We start from the raw sequence: 17,234 nt of genomic DNA on the forward strand, positions 1-17,234 counted from the left end.
TCATTAGGCAAACCATGACCGTCCAAACCTATACCCCAAGCCCAAAACCTACCCCCAAAAAAGCCGTACAAGGCGAAAAATTGCGTGGCTATGACAAAGTCGCTCGCATTCCCATCAAGGTCATTCCCACTGTTGAAGCCCCCAAAAAGCCCGACTGGATTCGTGTTAAATTATCCAGTCCTGCCGAGGTGGAACGCATCAAAGGCACGCTTCGCAAACAAAAGCTCTACACCGTCTGCGAAGAAGCTGCCTGCCCCAATCTGCCCCAGTGTTTTGGGGACGGTACCGCCACTTTTATGATTATGGGGGATATTTGTACACGCCGTTGCCCATTTTGTGAAGTGGCACACGGACGCCCAAACCCACTGGACAAAGATGAGCCAAAACACACCGCCGAGACGATACTCGGGCTTGGGCTAAAATATGCCGTCATCACAAGCGTGGACAGAGACGACCTAAAAGACGGCGGTGCTGGGCATTTTGTGGATGTCATTAACGAATCAAAAGCCCTTAGTCCAAATTGCTTGATTGAGATTTTGGTGCCTGACTTTCGTGGGCGTGAACAGGTTGCACTGGATTTATTAACCCAAACCGCCCCTGATGTTTTTAATCATAATATTGAGACCGTGCCACGCCTTTATAAGGCATTTCGCCCAGGCTCAGACTATGAGCATTCTTTGAGCTTATTAAAACAATACAAAGCACGCCGACCTGATGTCGCCACCAAATGTGGATTTATGGTTGGGCTTGGCGAGACCGAAGATGAGGTTTATGCCTTGCTTGACGACCTAAAAGCCCATGATGTGGACATCATCACCATTGGGCAATACCTTGCCCCCAGTAAAAACCACGCTCCTGTGGACAGATATGTACATCCTGATGAGTTCGCCCGTTATACCGAATATGGCAAAAAGCTGGGCTTTTTTAACATTTGGGCAAATCCGATGGTGCGTTCAAGCTACTTTGCCGACCGTCAGTATTATGGTGAAGATTGCCCGCCGCCTGTGCGTAGCTCAAAAGTCCTTGCCGAAGAGAAATTGGCAAAGGCAGAGCGTGGCGAAAAAGTTGGGTGTTTTTGATTGTCATAAAATTGGGGTTTAATGCCAATTTTTATCCATGCTTTAAAGATGAGATGGCAGCTTTTTTACAATTTTTGTCAAACAAATCATGTTATAAGTCAAAATAAGTCAAAAGCCAAAAACTCATCAATCACCAATTTAGTATAGCCAACATCACCATGACCCAAATTATCCTATCATCCAACCAAATCCACCGCCTGCATCATGCGTTTTTTGTGCCACAAGGTGAAATAAAAGCCACTTTGCTTATCGTGCATGGCATGAGTGAGCATGGCGGTCGTTATGCTGATTTTGCAAGGTTTTTGGCAGATAATGGTGTACTTGTGGCAACTTATGACCAGCTTGGGCATGGGCAGACAGTCAAGGACAAATACGAGCTTGGTTTTTTTGACGAAAAACACCCCGTCCAAACCCTGTGTAAAGATGTCATCATCATGGCGGATAAATTAAAAGACAAGGCACGCACGCTCACCTCCCGCCCAGTTTCCCATTATATCATGGGGCATTCGATGGGGTCATTCATTGTGCGAACGGTACTGACCCATCACAGTACACGCTTTGATGGCGTGATACTCATGGGGACAGCAGACAGTTTTGGACTGCTCAATCGCATGAGTTTGGTGAGCTTTGGGCTATTAAATCAGCTGTTTGCCAAACAGGTGAACCAAAAGGCTGCTCATCTGATGAATCATGTTTTACTCTCCCAGCTTCGCTCGCCCATCAGTGCCTCACCATTTGCTTGGCTTAGTGAAAATATTGATGCCGTCAGAGCCTTTGAAACAGATCCGCTGACAGGATTTGCCTTTACCAATAATGGCTGGATGACTTTATTTGCTTTGATGCAGCGTGCCATGCGTCCTGATTGGTATACCAATATGCCAAGCAATTACCCAATTTTATTAATCAGTGGCAATAATGACCCCGTAGGCAATATGGGTCAAGACATTCAAACACTACAAGAAAAACTGATACATGCCAACTGCTCGGTCAGTGTTCAACTTTATCCTAATATGCGTCATGAGCCACTGCATGAAAAACAAGCACAAAAAGTCTTTGTGGACATCTTAGCTTGGATTGAGCGTCATCTAAGAGTTTAGTCGGTCATCATGTATTTCAATGACTGATTTTAACCCCTAATTTAACCCATAAATGTCGGCTTAAGCGTTTTTTGTGCTTTAAATATGCTAAAATAAGCAAACCATTTATGATGAATTTTTGAGGAGTGATTATGTCAACACTTGCAACTATCATTGAAACGGCTTTTGATGACCGTGCCAATTTCACCGCCCAAACCGTCAGCCCAGAAATTCGTGCGGCTGTTGATGAGGTGATTGAAGCGTTGGATAATGGCTCTTTGCGTGTTGCCCAAAAAATTGATGGCGAGTGGGTTGTTCACCAATGGGTCAAAAAAGCGGTATTATTGTCCTTTAAAATCAATGACAACAAACCCATGAATGCAGGTGAATTGGGTTTTTATGACAAAGTGGACACCAAATTTAATGGCTGGACAGAAGAAGATTTCAAAAATGCAGGCGTGCGTGTCGTTCCCCCTGCGGTCGCTCGCAAAGGTTCATTCATCGCCAAAGATGTGATACTCATGCCATCTTATACCAACATCGGTGCTTATGTGGATGAGGGGACGATGGTAGACACTTGGGCAACCGTTGGCTCATGTGCCCAAATTGGCAAAAATGTTCATCTATCAGGCGGTGTGGGTATTGGCGGTGTGTTAGAGCCACTGCAAGCAAACCCTACCATCATCGAAGATAACTGCTTTATCGGTGCTCGCTCTGAGATTGTTGAGGGGGTCATCGTTGAGGAAGGTTCGGTCATCTCCATGGGCGTGTACATCGGTCAATCCACACGCATTTATGACCGTGAAACAGGTGAGATTTTTTATGGCCGTGTGCCAGCAGGTTCGGTTGTGGTACCAGGCAATTTGCCAAGCCCCTGTGGAAAATATAGTCTATATGCCGCCATCATCGTCAAAAAGGTGGACGCCCAAACACGAGCCAAAACCAGCCTAAATGACTTATTACGCACCGAGTAACTTTGGTTTTATCCAGTGATTGTTATGTTGGTTTTAATCAAAACCAACATAACTTAGGCGTGATACACTTATTATAGCTGATTATTTATGACTGATTATGGTCAATACTATATCAGCCAACGCCATGGATTTGACCTTAAAAATAACGCTTGGCTGATTTTATTTGATTATCAGCGTCTGCTTTGATGATAACACTTAGTATCTTTTTAGCATTGTTTAGTGAGTACTGATGATTTTTAGTGCTTCACCAACCATCAGCATACCCACAGTTGCAGTGATTACCACAGCAGAGCCAAATCCCCCACAATTTAGATGGGTTTGGCAAAGGTTATTGGTTAGCTTTGGTGGCTCATCAGAATATACACAGCGTAACCCAAACTTTTCTTTATGGCTAGTGCCGATGCCTTTTTCTCGCAATTTTGAGCGTAATCTGGCCAATAGCGGATCTTGAGTAGTATCCCTTAAATCAGCCACACCAATTCTGGTTGGGTCAATTTTTGCACCTGCACCGCCTGCAATGACGCATTTAATTTTATTAAACCGACAATGTAAGGCAATGGCAAGCTTAGCAGACATATCATCCACACAATCTAGCACGATGACCGCCCTACCTTCAGCTTTTAATGCTGCCACACGAGCACGATTGGGTAAGATGGTCTTGATATTATCGACCGTCAAAAACTCATCAATACAGTCAAGTTGTACCCTTGGGTTAATGCCACGCAGGCGTTCTGCCATCACTTCAATTTTATTTTCGCCCAGTGTTTGGCTTAGTGCGGGCAATTGGCGATTGATATTACTTTCGACCAAGACATCCATATCAACCAAGACAATTTGCCCAATTGCTGTTCGTGCCAAACCCTCGGCCACCCACGAACCCACACCGCCCACACCAATGACATAAACAATGGCTTTGGCAAATTTATCATGATTTTGTTGCCCATACAGTGTACTTACCCCCATAAAGCGGCGGTCATAATCCATTTGTATCGTATCAGTCATATCTCCAATCCATACGCAGTGCATCACAGCTATTTTTCCAAAGCTGATTTGCTAATAATTGTTTATCATAATTAAATAATTCAGACAGCTCATCTAGCACACAATGCAAGTGAGCAGGTTCATTAAATTGTCCCAAATGCGAGCAAGGCAACGGCATCATATCAGGACAATCCGTCTCAATCACAAACGCCTCAATACCATACTTATCAAAAACCGCTTTCACAGACCGACGCAACTTTTTGGCATTTGGATTGGTAATCTGACCTGTAATACCAAGCTTAAATCCGTGTTTTACAAAAGCCAATGCCTCTTGTTCTCCGCCGCTAAAACTATGGGCAATGCCACCCCTGTCATGAGCATGATAATTTTGCTCAGCCAAAATTTTTAAAACATCGGCATGATTTTTACGGATGTGTAGCAAAATGGGCAAGTCATACGCTTTGGCAAGCTGAATTTGCTCAACAAAAAATCGTTTTTGTTTTTGAAAAATGTCGGGTTGTTTTAGTGGCTTAGCATAAGTATCCAACCCAATTTCACCCATAGCGATGGTCGGATAATTATTAAGATAATCTTCTAAAATACCCAAATCATCATCATGCTGTTCATTGATATACAACGGATGCAGTCCAAAAGCCAAATGTGATCTTGGTGCGTGTTTGAGTGCATTAATGGCTTGATTGACCAAAACCATGCGTTCAAAATATTTTGCCAAATAGCCAATTAATAGCAAATGCCGTACGCCATTTTTATCAGCGTTTTGGGTAAATTGCACGCGCTTATCATCGTATTCTGGGATATCAAAATGCGTATGTGTATCAATCAGATTTATCATAATATTTTGGTAAAATTGTCTTATTAGTAGTAGGCTTAGTACTTTGTCGTAGTAACATAGTCATCGTAGCGATGATGGCAAGCTTAATTAAAAGATGTTGATATGACTGTGTCATGACGATGTCTTGGGTTTTTTGGGTTTAATGGGAGTAAATGCCCGATCTTCCATATCAGGGATTGCTTGAGGTGCTAGAATATTTAGCTGAGATTCAGAATGATAAGGCACAAGTGCTGATGGTACAACTGAGCGTGCAGCATCAATATGCTTGATCGAATCATCAAAAAAGATATGCGGTGCAAATGTTTTTAGCACATTGGTCTTATCAAGACCACCCAAAAAAAATGCCATATCCACCGTGACACCCCACTGCCTTAGGGTTTTGATGGCACGCATATCAGCAGGTGCATTGCGTGCTGTTACCAGTGCGATGCGAATTGGATTGTGTGGCGCATCGGTCGATTGGTTGGGTAATTTGGCTTGTAATTTGGATAATTTGATCAAAAAATCAGCATACGGCCCTTTTTCAATCGGCAAATCTGCCATTTCGGTTTCTCGTGCATGAAAAGCATACAAACCTTCTTGCTTAAAAACCAGCTCGCCTGAATCATCAAACAATACTGCATCGCCATCAAAAGCAATGCGAAGCTGATGACTGTCGAGCTTATCAATACTGATCGGTGTTGCATCAAGTACCGCACACGCACAAATTTTGGCATCTACAACTTGCTGAGCGTCTTTATGATTGGTCGTCAAAAACAAATCAACATTAAAATCCTTGATATAATCTGCAACCAAATCACCTGAAATAAATGCCGAGCGAGTAATCCCAAGACCATAGGCACGAATCGAATTAAGCACTTGAATGCCAATATCAGGTGATGATTTGGAGACAATCACCACCTCAACATAGGGCGACTCAATGTGATATTCCATCGGTGGCTGATGTTTATTAAGATTGAGCAGTGCTTCAATCAAAGGATAGCCTGAGCCTTTATCTAAGATCTCATTTTCACGCACCTGCTGGTATGCTTGAAATTTACGCGCGGCGGTATCTTTATCTTTGGCAACCAATTCAGCCAGCTTGGCTTCATTTTTTGCCAAATCAAACAAAGCTGTCGCCGAAATTGCGACAATTAGGGTATTTGAAAAATCGACCGCCATAAATTGCCTTCTTGGTTACTATTTCTCTGCCATTTTAGCACAGCTTTGTTTGGGAGTTGATGAATGATTGTATGTCTTAAGCTAGCAGCCGAGCTTGGTAACATCACCATTTTCGATTCTGCTCAAACCATGCATATTAATCGTTGTTTGGTGACTCAATGCAGCATCGCCATTAAGCGAACAATAACGCACATTACCCATGTATCCACGAGGCTTTGCATTATCGCCCATGAACTTAATATAATGCCGATGTAGTGCCACAGTCATTGATAACATGCCATATTTTAGCTCAAATGATTCTTTTAACACCAAAGCATCACTGTCATCTTTGCGATTGTTTTTATTTTTGTCAATAAACACCATCAAACCAGACTGCCCAAATCTATCGCACACACCCAAGGTGTTAATTGGGCAAATGATGACATCTTTTTGGTGCAAAGCCGACTCAATCTTGGCTCGTCGGAGTGCTTCTTGAACATACCGACCCACCATTTGAGACTCATAACGACGCATGAGCGAGTCATAGGCTGGTATAGCAATCATGCCAATGATTACCAAGATACTAAGAACAACCAATGTCTCAATCAGTGTGAAACCTTGCTGAGTGTTAGGCCTTTGATTCATTGGTGGATATAGTATTATCGCCAAGGTCAAACCAAATCTTACCAGGATTCATGATGCCTCGAGGGTCAATGGCTTGCTTAATCGCCTGCATGACACCGATGGCAGCACCATGTTCTTTTTGCATATATTTACGCTTGCCTTGTCCGATCCCATGCTCACCTGTGCAAGTACCGCCCATTTCAATTGCACGCACCGCCAAACGCTCAAGGATTTCTTCAGCCTTTTGTCGCTCTTCATCATTGTTTGTATCAACAAGCAGTAGCACATGAAAATTACCATCACCCACATGACCGACAATTGGTGCAAGCATACCTGACTTTTGGATATCGGCTTGGGTTTGTGTCACACATTCTGCCAGTCGAGAAATTGGCACACATGCATCGGTTGACAGTCCACGCGCCGTCGGTCTAAGCGCACAGGCAGCATAATACGCATGATGGCGAGCACTCCACAGTTTTTTGCGTACTGCTTCATCACTGCCCCACTCAAAATCACTGCCGCCAAAGTCTTCGATGATTTGCTCAAATAAAGTCGCCTGCTCTGCCACGCTCTGCTTAGTACCATGAAATTCTACAAATAAGGTGGCTTTTTCGGGCAATGATAAGCCTGAATACTGATTACATGCACGAATCTGAATCGGGTCAAGCAGCTCAATACGAGCAATTGGCAAACACATCTGAATGGTGGCAATGGTCGCCTGACAAGCCGTATCAATGCTTGGAAAATGACAAGTACCACTCCCAATCACTTCAGGTTGCCCAAATAGCTTAACCGTCACCTCTGTGACAATGCCAAGCGTCCCTTCAGAACCAACAATCAAACGCGTCAAATCATAACCAGCCGATGACTTTTTGGCTCGTGTGCCTGTTTTGATGATTTCACCCGTTGGTAATACCACCTCCAGCGACAAAACCACCTCTTTCATTGTCCCATAGCGAACAGCATTTGTGCCTGATGCTCGAGTAGCGACCATACCACCAATGGTTGCATTCGCTCCAGGGTCAAGCGGAAAGAATAACCCTGTTGCACGCAAATAGTCATTGAGTACTTCTCTGGTCATGCCTGCTTGCACGGTCGCCGTCAGATCCTCTTCATTAATCGCAACAATTTCATCCATCTGCGACATATCAATACAAAGTCCGCCATACGGTGCATTTAGCTGACCCTCCAATGATGAGCCGATACCAAATGCGATAACAGGCATATGGTGTTCATAACAAATCTTGATCGCATCTGCCACATCGTACTTATGCTTGGCAGTCAAGACCGCATCAGCAGGCTGATTAAGCAGCCAAGTCGTCGTATGTGCGTGCTGCTCACGGGTGGTCATATTGGTTGAAAGCTGATCACCAAATCGTGATTGAAGTTTGCTTATTGCTTCTGAAAATCTTATCTGCGTCATCGAGTCCATCCCATGTTGCAAGCGTGTCTTATCAAATGCTCTTAATTGTTATCAAAAATTTACAATCATTGTACCACATTTTTAATTTTATAAGACCAGTTCATTTGGTTCAATTTTTGGTTGAATGGATAAAATTGAACCACATTAATCCCTTAAAATCAGCCCAATAATACTGATAAAAACTTGTGAAACTTATCGACTTGTCAAACAATATTCTAAAAATTTTCTTAATAAATATGACGATAAGTTGTTTATCAAATCCCCAAAAATTTTCCAAGTCTGCCAAATCTGACCTTCATAAACCCAAAAAACTTTTCCACAAAAGCTGTGGATAACTTTCAAAAATACTTGATAGATTGCAGCGATAAGCATGTATTTACAATGCCTTTATAGGAATTGATTAAAATTTGAACAATGCCAATTTTAGATATTTTTATAATATCAATCAATGGCTTATACACATGATATGATAGATAAAATCACAATCACAAAAATCAGGCACATTGTTTGTATTGATGTGCTGGCTTTGATGTTTCACAATGATTTGACATATTTCATGGATAAGATGGCAGATGGTTTTTTATCAGGTCAAATTTTGGATAAAAAATATTTTTGCGGTCGCTTTTTTATCGAAAGTTTAATTAAAATAAACCCCCAAGCTCACAACCATGATTGTTAAACAATTCATTTAAAATGACACAACTGACACACAAAATATTTTTAGGATAAACCACCATAAAAAAGGCAGTTATGCTATAATTAGCGATAAATTTAGTAACATGATTGTCAAGCTTGTCAGCGTAATTTTTTCAGCGAAATTGCAACAGGGCAATCATATTAATTCTAGGAATATCTATGGACGAAAATAAAGAAAAAGCACTCAAAGCCGCCTTGGCTCAAATTGAAAAACAGTTTGGTAAAAATACCATCATGCATTTGGGTGATGAAACAGCCAAGCTTGATGTGGATGTGGTCTCAACAGGTTCGCTTGGGCTTGATATTGCATTGGGTATCGGTGGCTTGCCAAAAGGTCGAATTATTGAGATTTTTGGGCCTGAAAGCTCTGGTAAAACCACACTGACCTTACAAACCATTGCCGAGTGCCAAAAGCAAGGCGGTACTTGTGCCTTTATTGATGCTGAACATGCACTTGATCCGATTTATGCCAAAAAGCTTGGCGTCAATATTGATGATTTGCTTGTCTCGCAGCCTGACAATGGCGAACAGGCACTTGAGATTGCCGATATGCTCGTACGCTCAGGTGCCATTGATCTGATTGTCGTAGACTCGGTGGCTGCTTTGACTCCAAAAGCTGAAATTGAAGGTGAAATGGGCGACAGCCACATGGGTCTGCAAGCACGCTTGATGAGCCAAGCACTGCGTAAAATTACTGGCAACGCCAAGCGTTCAAATTGCATGGTGATTTTTATTAACCAAATCCGTATGAAAATTGGCGTCATGTTTGGCAGTCCAGAAACGACCACAGGTGGTAATGCCCTAAAATTCTATGCCTCTGTGCGTCTTGATATTCGACGCATTGGCTCTGTCAAAGATGGCGATGAGATTATTGGTTCAGAAACACGCGTCAAAGTCATCAAAAATAAGATGGCACCGCCATTTCGCCAAACCGAATTTCAAATTATGTACGGTGAGGGCATTAACCGCCTAGGCGAGGTGATCGATTTGGGTGTTGATATTGGTGCTGTTGGTAAGTCAGGTGCTTGGTACAGTTATGGTGATGGTAAAATTGGTCAAGGTAAAGCCAATACGGTCAAATATCTGCAAGAAAATCCTGCCATTGCCAGCGAAATCGAAGCCAAAGTTCGTGAGAGTAAATTAGCCACAGTCACACCCATCGTAGAATCAGATGAGCCTGAAGAGCATTTAGAAGATGATAATTTCTAATCACTCATCATGACAATCAAGACCTTATCCGAAGTTCTAGCAGAAATGGGCGAATCGCCTGTTTCTGCTGATAATCATCAAATCCAGGTACTTGATGAAACCAATTTTTATCAACTCACCACAACCAAGCCGCCAAAGCTTAACCGTTTGCCAAAAAATAATACCTTAAAAAAACCAAGCCAACCAAAATCTTTAGTGACCGCATCAAGTCATGACACAGCCCCAATCAGTCATACGCCCACAGATAAAACACAACCACCAAAAGCCCTAAAAAACCAAAAACCCAAATCTTTATCCAAATCCCAAATTGGCGAATTATTAAAACATGCTCAAGGCGGTCAAGATTCTATTGCCATGCCTAAAAAACTTGCTGACAGCCTTAGTGATGTTGCCATTGAACCATTAATACAAACTGACAAGGCAACCAATTATTTACGCTGGCTTGCGTTTTATTATTTATCACGGCGAGAAATGTCACAGCATGAATTACAAAAAAAACTGCTTGCCAAAGGCTGCGAACCTCAAGCGGTGGAGGATTTGTTACAAGAATTTGCTCACAAAGGCTATCAATCAGATGAACGCTTTGCTATGATGCTCGTTCGTGAAAGTATCCGAAAAGGTCGTGGAAAAAACCACATTCTACAAGTTTTAAAGTCTGCCAAAGTCAACTTGCCTGAGAGTGTTGATAGCATTGACCAACTGATCCAGCAAGCTGGAGCAGACTCATTGACCGATGGCACTATTCTTACTTGTGATGAATCAGAGACGGTCAATTGGCTTAAGCTGGCTGTTGAGGTGCGTACACGCAAATATGGAGATACTATCCCAACAACACCCAAGGATAAAGCCAAGCAGCTGAGATTCTTGCAGTATCGAGGTTTTGAGTTTTGGGTTTGCCTTGAGGCACTGAAATTATCTTTAGCGGATTTTCAAGAAGCTTAAAGCCTATAATAGATGGTCATCATAATCTATCAGTATATTTCACCAAACCGCTCCCAGATGCCTATTTGGTTATCGCTCTTCACTGCCGTTGAGCCAAGCTTTCGCCATGGCATCGTGTCGCCATGAAAATCGCTACCAAGTGATATTGCCAAACCATGTTTAGCAATTGTACGGCCAACCATCTCAATACAACTTAATGGCTCATGATTTGGCAATTCACAGCCATCGCCACCATATTGAGCAAAATCACTGATGAGCCTTTGCGTGCGTGTTGCAGATAGTTTATATCGTGTTGGATGAGCAAGCACAGCCAAGCCGTCACACTCATGAATAAGTGCAATCGTATCTGCCATGCTGATGGTTTGTATGGGTACATAAGCTGGTTTATTGTCTGCTAAATATTTATCAAAGGCAGCCTGCACACTAGACACATAGCCCAATTCATACAAAACTTGACCAATGTGTGCACGCCCAACAGCACGAGCATTACCATCTGCTTTGACTAGCACCTTTTGCCACAAATGCTCAAAAAGTACAGGCTCTTCATCAGGATGATTCATCAATAAACTGGCAAGTTTTTGGGTCATTCGTCGTCCACGCAGATGTCGGCTGTCTTGTAGTGATTGCAGTGCTTCATTCATCTTGAGTGTATCCGAAAAATTCAGTGCAACAACATGGATAATTTTATCAATTTCTTGATGCTTACCATAGCCCCCAGATAAGGTATGGGTGCAACTGACTTCTACCCCTCGAATCAGCTCCACGCCGACCATTTTAGCAGTCTGTTTGGCTTCATCCAATCCTTTGATTGTATCATGATCGGTTAATGCCGCCATCTGAATGCCTGCCAAAGCGACTTTTTTAATCAATTCTGTTGGTGTATTAGTACCATCAGAGCAAGTACTGTGCATGTGCAGGTCTATTTTTTTCATAATCCAAATTCCCAATTCATCATCAACTGGCATCATTAACATTAAAAAAGCCCCGCCATATGGGCAGGACTTTGGTTCTATCATAAATCAACTATTTTTTTGTTGCTCTCTTTGCAAAAAAGTACCAACACTGATCGGCTTTGGTACACCTTGGCGTGGAATGGAGGCTTGCTGATTTTCTTCTGCCAATGCACTTGTATGCGTTCTTAATGTTTCTTGCTTATTTCCTGATAATTTGACTGGTACTGCCCGCTCATTAACCGTCAGACCTGTCGCAACGACCGTCACATGAATCTCATCTTCCATATCAGGATCTTCTACCAAACCATAAAATACATGTGCATCTTCATCCATCATGCCCTCACCAATGGCAACGATAGACATCACCTCATCCATACTCACACCAGAACCGATGATATTAATAATCAAGCCTTGGGCATTTCTTAGATTGAGATCATCAAGTAAAGGAGAGCGAATGGCTTTTTCCATCGCTTCAGAGGCACGATTAGTACCGCTAGCACGGCCGATACCCATCATCGCATGACCTTTGGCACTCATTGCAGTACGCACATCCTCAAAGTCGATGTTAATCATACCTGGGTTTACGATGGTTTCAGTCAAACCATTTACCGCATGTAATAAAACATCATCCGCCTTTTTAAAAGCATCTACCATCGTCAAATTGCGATATGCTTGAGTCAGCTTATCATTAGGAATGGTAATGATTGAGTCTACATGTTGGGTCAAAGCATCAATGCCGTTACGAGCAGCAGCAGCTCGGCGTTTGCCCTCAAAACTAAACGGTGTTGTGACAACTGCAACCGTCAAAATGCCCATTTCTTTTGCAATGCGAGCAACCACAGGGGCTGCACCTGTACCTGTACCACCGCCCATACCTGCGGTGATGAATGCCATATTATAACCCTCGAGCATGGCACGGATTTCATCTTCATTGCTCTCAGCGGCATTACGACCAACTTCAGGGTTAGCGCCAGCACCCAAGCCGCGAGTTGCGTCCGCACCGATTTGGATTTTATTTGGTGCTGATAATTTATTTAGTGCTTGTAAGTCAGTATTGGCACAAACAAAAGTAATGCCCAAAACATTTTGGCGAACCATATGCTCAACAGCATTACCGCCACCGCCGCCAACACCAAAGACAATGATTCGTGCTTGACCATTGGCTTCTGGTTGAAATTCATCAGCCATTCCGTATTTCATAACCTAACTCCAAAAAATTGTTTTCAATAAAAGTATAGCACCATTGTACGCACAATCAGTACTTTTGGCAAGCTGTGCAAGCTGGTATTAGTAAATTTCACTAAAAAAGCCTAGAAAAAGCCTAGAGGTTTTTGTGTTAAATTTAGACCAATATTGCAATTAATTGATTGATCATATCGGTCTAAAACTTTAAAAAACTCGCTTAATCCACGCAGTAAATTGTCCAAAAAGCTGGCTGATCATACTCACACGCTCAGTCATCCAAGAATCATCCAGTTCATCAGCTTCTTGGGTCTGCTGATCACGAGCATATTGAGTGCTACCCATAAATAAAAGTGCACCGATCGCAGTATGTAGCGTATTATCGCACAGGTGCTTATTAAGTAGCTTAATATTATCGTCAGATAGACGCTCAGGATCCAATTTCACCCTTGGATTATTCGTAATTAGCCGTACTTTCATGCCGATATGGTTTCTTGTAAAATCAAGTAATCCATCCATAGACGAACCACCGCCTGCCAAGACAATTCCAGCATCCAAACTAACCAATAAAGATGCATCAATTTCATCAATGACTTTATCAAATAGCTTGCGATAGCGTGCCTCTATGACCTGATTTAGCTCTCGTCTGAGCATGGTTTTTTCGTGTTTGGTATGTCGTTTATAGGTCACCACAGCACCTGACGAATATTTATGACGATTCAATGTTCCTTCTTGTCTCTTAAAGCTGTCCGCGTCTGCAAGTAAAATACCGCACTCTTTGGCAATGTCCATATCCACGGTCACACCGCCCATATCCAAGCAATGGCTATAAATCAAAATACCATCTTTATAGATACACACCTTAGTCATGCCCGCACCAATATCAATAAAACAAACCCCCGCTTGTTTTTCATCCTCAGATAAGGCGTATTCAGCACCAGCAATCCCATCAAACAGACATGATGCAACCTGCAAATCATCTTGTTCAACCAAGCTGATCATCTGTTTTAACTGATTGGTTGGCATATCAATTACATGACTTGCCACACAAATTTTATCCGTCATCAACCCTTTGGCATCTTGGACATGATAATCTTCTAAAAAAATCAATTGGCGATTCATCTGAAACGGTGCACGGTCTTGGCTTATGATTTGATCAGACATCGCTTGAGTTGCTTGACGAATATGCTCTGGGGTTACCATACGATCAGCTGTATCGATATTAACCTCATTACTCATATTCTGCATATTCATCATGGCAGATGCCATGCACAAGACGGGTGAAATGATTTGTAAACCCGCCATATCGCTGGCCTCACGAACAGATTTATGAATTGCCGATAAAAGATATTCACGATGATCAACGCGACCACCAAAAAAAGCATCTGTGTGCGCCAAGCCGACAGCCGAAACCCTAAGGTGTTTTTCCAAACCTTTGGTTTCAAAATACCCAACCACTGTACAGACAGCCGTAGAGCTAATATGTATTACCGCTTGAAGAGTCACACGATTTCCTTAAACCACTTCAAAAAATGCCCAAATTGGTCAATGAGCATCAATTTATCAATAAAATATTAAGCTTGGTTACGCCAAGCGATTGCAAAACCATTCTTATATCTAAGATCCACAGAGTCAATGCGTCCAAAATCATTTGCCAAAGCACTTTGCAACTGTATGGCTAAATTGTACAATTTTTGCTCTGCATCTTCATGATCAACCATGATACGCATGCCATTATTAAATCGTATAATCCAAGTTTGACGAGGCGTCAAAATCAAATCCTGAACCTGAACATCTAAAGGCGCATACCAAGTATTGATCCGCTTAAGCTTTTGCATAATCTGCTGAGATTCGGTATCTTGCCCATGCAAATTAACCAAATTAGGATTCATCAGCTGACTGCTTTCGGCAGGCTCATACACGACGCCATCGGCATCAAGCAATCTATCACTACCAAAGTTAGCAATAGGTTTGCGTGCAATGACCGAAACAACCACGCCATTATTCCAATCACGCCGCACATTAGCAGATTCCACCCAAGTCAGCTGGCTGATAGTTTGGTGGATTTTTACCAAATCTGCCCCAAAAAATTGTACTTTACCAATCGGTTCAATAGCCTGCTGCAGTGCACCAAACTGTGATTTGGTTAGCTGATTTAGTTCTATAACAATGGGTTTAACTGTTTCATTATTTAATAAGTAGTTGGTCAACAACCCAAAAATTGCAATCAATACAATTATCATCAATGCAGAATGCCATGGCTTTACAGTCATTGTCTTCATAGAGATTTTAGTCACAAATTACGCCATTGATTATTAAATTTTTATCATCAATGAATTTTTGAATATTCTATTAATGCCTTATAGACAATTATGACGATCAGATTTTTGGTGGCGATAATGCTTTTGAATATATACGATCGTTGATAGAGTCATATTGAGATAAATTAGCGTATGTTAACGCATTTTATCGATAAGTGAAAGTAATAAATTCAAAAATATCCTAAAAATCTCATGATATTACATATAGTTACAATTTTTTACAAAAAAGCAAATAAGCAAAGAATACACACAAATCAAGCAACCCTTTATTGCACAACCCAACAACATCATCATGGAAAAAATGTTAAAATTTAAATATTTTAATATTTGTGAACGAGTACTATGGAACAAGTGAGTGAGTGGGTTTTGGTCATCATGGACAAGCTAGATTTGGTTGGTGTCAGTTTAATGATGTTTTTAGAAAATATATTTCCACCCATCCCATCAGAGCTTATTATGCCCGCTGCTGGATTTGCTGCAGCCACAGGTCAGATAAATTTATTTGCCGTCATCATTGCTGGCACAATTGGCTCAATCATTGGTGCCCTACCTTTATATTATATCGGTACAAAGCTAGACAAAGCGCGTTTGATACATTTGACAAATCGCTATGGTAAGTATTTTTTGATTACCGCCAATGATGTAAGCAATGCCCAAAAATGGTTCGATCGGCACGGTAAATCTGTCATATTTTTTGGACGAATGATCCCTGCGATACGCTCACTGATATCCATTCCAGCAGGTATGGCACACATGCCCTTATTGCCTTTTTTGATATTAACTGGATTGGGTTCCTTAATTTGGAGTGCGATTTTGGCATACGCAGGCTTTGTATTAGGAGCTAACTACCATAAAGTAGCCAACTATGTCAGTACCATCAGCCATTATATCATCATAGGTGCTGGGCTTATTATTTTATTTGTCAGTTATAAACGCATCAAAAAATTTTGGGGTACTCATGCTAAGTAAGTCTTATTCTTTACCTAAAATTATTTTCCTTGATATTGATGATACTTTACATATCAAAGACGAACAACGCATCCTGCAGAGTGTCAAACCTGCTTTACTCGCTCTAAAAAATCAAGGTGTACTGCTTGCAATTGCCACAGGTCGCACTTGGGATTATACCCATCGAAGTACGCAAGCTGATTGATGAGGTTGGTATTGACTACCTATTAACCATGAATGGTCAATACAATGAATTCGCTGGTAAAAAATTATTCGATTTTCCATTGCAATATCAGCAAGCTAAAAAGATATTAGAAGTATTTGAGCATCATAACATTGCCACTGCATTTATGACAAGGGCTGAAATCTTTTGTTTCAATCAGAATCACAATTTGAAAACTGCTTTAGGTGCATTGGACATCACACCACAACCAGCTAATAAAGAAACTTTTGATTTTTATCAACCCATTTATCAAATCTTAGCATTTTATGAAGATCATGAAGCCGAGAAAATCATTCTACCACCTGACATTAAAACAACTCGTTGGCATCGGTACGCTGTAGATGTATTGGATTATCAAAGTTCAAAAGCACGCTCAATAGCAAGACTATTAAATCAGCTAAATATCTCCAAATCAGGGGCGGTAGCTTTTGGAGATGACTTAAATGATATGGAAATGTTTAAGTTGGTGGGAACAGCCATCGCTATGGGTAACGCACATCCCATGTTAAAACAACATGCTCATATTATTTGCCCACGCCATGATCAAGATGGCATTGAAAAAAATTTTAAAAGCGCTAAACTGGACTTAATCAACCCCCAAACAAAACCC

General features: G+C 41.6%; 17 protein-coding genes. 8 read left to right on the forward strand and 9 right to left on the reverse strand.

The window, feature by feature from the left end; genetic code table 11:
* The first annotated feature begins 14 nt into the window (after window positions 1-14).
* The 3 genes from lipA to dapD all read left to right on the forward strand — a co-directional run bounded on the left by lipA (window position 15) and on the right by dapD (window position 3,129).
* On the forward strand, window positions 15-1,079 hold the full coding sequence (gene lipA / locus A4U55_RS05160; protein WP_003658860.1) for a lipoyl synthase: 1,065 nt from the start codon (window positions 15-17) through the stop codon (window positions 1,077-1,079).
* Window positions 1,080-1,237: 158 nt separating this feature from the next.
* Complete coding sequence (locus A4U55_RS05165) at window positions 1,238-2,176, forward strand: alpha/beta fold hydrolase (RefSeq protein WP_003668336.1); 939 nt, start codon at window positions 1,238-1,240, stop codon at window positions 2,174-2,176.
* A gap of 131 nt (window positions 2,177-2,307) precedes the next feature.
* Window positions 2,308-3,129 carry a 2,3,4,5-tetrahydropyridine-2,6-dicarboxylate N-succinyltransferase gene (gene dapD / locus A4U55_RS05170; RefSeq protein ID WP_003657795.1) on the forward strand — a complete coding sequence of 274 codons (822 nt, stop codon included), beginning with the start codon at window positions 2,308-2,310 and terminating at the stop codon, window positions 3,127-3,129.
* 216 nt (window positions 3,130-3,345) lie between these two features.
* Here the strand turns inward: dapD and A4U55_RS05175 are convergent, their stop codons facing one another.
* The 5 genes from A4U55_RS05175 to A4U55_RS05195 form a co-directional block, all read right to left on the reverse strand.
* On the reverse strand, window positions 3,346-4,131 hold the full coding sequence (locus tag A4U55_RS05175) for a tRNA threonylcarbamoyladenosine dehydratase (RefSeq protein WP_003658855.1): 786 nt from the start codon (window positions 4,129-4,131) through the stop codon (window positions 3,346-3,348).
* Entirely contained in the window at window positions 4,124-4,963 is an 840-nt protein-coding gene (locus A4U55_RS05180) for a TatD family hydrolase (protein ID WP_003668334.1), read from the reverse strand. The genes A4U55_RS05175 and A4U55_RS05180 overlap by 8 nt, the downstream gene beginning before the upstream one ends.
* A gap of 111 nt (window positions 4,964-5,074) precedes the next feature.
* A complete protein-coding gene (locus A4U55_RS05185; RefSeq protein ID WP_003657791.1) occupies window positions 5,075-6,124 on the reverse strand; it encodes a 5'-nucleotidase in 1,050 nt (349 codons plus the stop codon).
* Window positions 6,125-6,205: 81 nt separating this feature from the next.
* Complete coding sequence (locus A4U55_RS05190) at window positions 6,206-6,748, reverse strand: pilus assembly FimT family protein (protein WP_003657790.1); 543 nt, start codon at window positions 6,746-6,748, stop codon at window positions 6,206-6,208.
* A complete protein-coding gene (locus A4U55_RS05195) occupies window positions 6,732-8,150 on the reverse strand; it encodes an FAD-binding oxidoreductase (protein ID WP_003658852.1) in 1,419 nt (472 codons plus the stop codon). The genes A4U55_RS05190 and A4U55_RS05195 overlap by 17 nt, the downstream gene beginning before the upstream one ends.
* Before the next feature lie 855 nt (window positions 8,151-9,005).
* Here A4U55_RS05195 and recA point away from each other — a divergent pair.
* Window positions 9,006-10,055 carry a recombinase RecA gene (gene recA / locus A4U55_RS05205; protein ID WP_003658848.1) on the forward strand — a complete coding sequence of 350 codons (1,050 nt, stop codon included), beginning with the start codon at window positions 9,006-9,008 and terminating at the stop codon, window positions 10,053-10,055.
* A 45-nt stretch (window positions 10,056-10,100) separates the two neighbouring features.
* Window positions 10,101-10,997, forward strand: coding sequence for a regulatory protein RecX (locus tag A4U55_RS05210; RefSeq protein WP_003663592.1), 897 nt, complete (start codon window positions 10,101-10,103; stop codon window positions 10,995-10,997).
* Between the two features lie 29 nt (window positions 10,998-11,026).
* On the opposite strand, the gene A4U55_RS05215 is transcribed toward A4U55_RS05210, so the two are convergent.
* The 4 genes from A4U55_RS05215 to A4U55_RS05230 form a co-directional block, all read right to left on the reverse strand.
* Window positions 11,027-11,971, reverse strand: a complete 945-nt coding sequence (locus A4U55_RS05215; RefSeq protein ID WP_003658844.1) for a PHP domain-containing protein — start codon at window positions 11,969-11,971, stop codon at window positions 11,027-11,029.
* Between the two features lie 45 nt (window positions 11,972-12,016).
* Window positions 12,017-13,138, reverse strand: a complete 1,122-nt coding sequence (ftsZ, locus tag A4U55_RS05220; RefSeq protein ID WP_063454087.1) for a cell division protein FtsZ — start codon at window positions 13,136-13,138, stop codon at window positions 12,017-12,019.
* Between the two features lie 201 nt (window positions 13,139-13,339).
* The gene (ftsA, locus tag A4U55_RS05225) at window positions 13,340-14,638 is read right to left on the reverse strand and encodes a cell division protein FtsA (protein WP_063454088.1); all 1,299 of its coding nucleotides are present in this window, start codon (window positions 14,636-14,638) and stop codon (window positions 13,340-13,342) included.
* A gap of 68 nt (window positions 14,639-14,706) precedes the next feature.
* Window positions 14,707-15,429 carry a cell division protein FtsQ/DivIB gene (locus tag A4U55_RS05230; RefSeq protein ID WP_227513428.1) on the reverse strand — a complete coding sequence of 241 codons (723 nt, stop codon included), beginning with the start codon at window positions 15,427-15,429 and terminating at the stop codon, window positions 14,707-14,709.
* Between the two features lie 366 nt (window positions 15,430-15,795).
* On the opposite strand from A4U55_RS05230, the gene A4U55_RS05235 reads away from it, so the two are divergent.
* From A4U55_RS05235 to A4U55_RS05245, 3 genes are all read left to right on the forward strand, one after another.
* Window positions 15,796-16,422, forward strand: coding sequence for a DedA family protein (locus A4U55_RS05235; protein ID WP_063454090.1), 627 nt, complete (start codon window positions 15,796-15,798; stop codon window positions 16,420-16,422).
* Complete coding sequence (locus A4U55_RS09320) at window positions 16,412-16,606, forward strand: HAD family hydrolase (RefSeq protein ID WP_063454091.1); 195 nt, start codon at window positions 16,412-16,414, stop codon at window positions 16,604-16,606. Before A4U55_RS05235 ends, A4U55_RS09320 begins: the two co-directional genes overlap by 11 nt.
* On the forward strand, window positions 16,539-17,234 hold a 696-nt coding region (locus A4U55_RS05245; protein ID WP_264753415.1), incomplete at its 3' end, for an HAD-IIB family hydrolase. The genes A4U55_RS09320 and A4U55_RS05245, both read left to right, overlap by 68 nt.

Origin of the sequence: Moraxella catarrhalis (assembly GCF_001632285.1) — a bacterium.
In the GTDB taxonomy this organism is placed as follows: Bacteria; Pseudomonadota; Gammaproteobacteria; order Pseudomonadales; family Moraxellaceae; genus Moraxella; species Moraxella catarrhalis.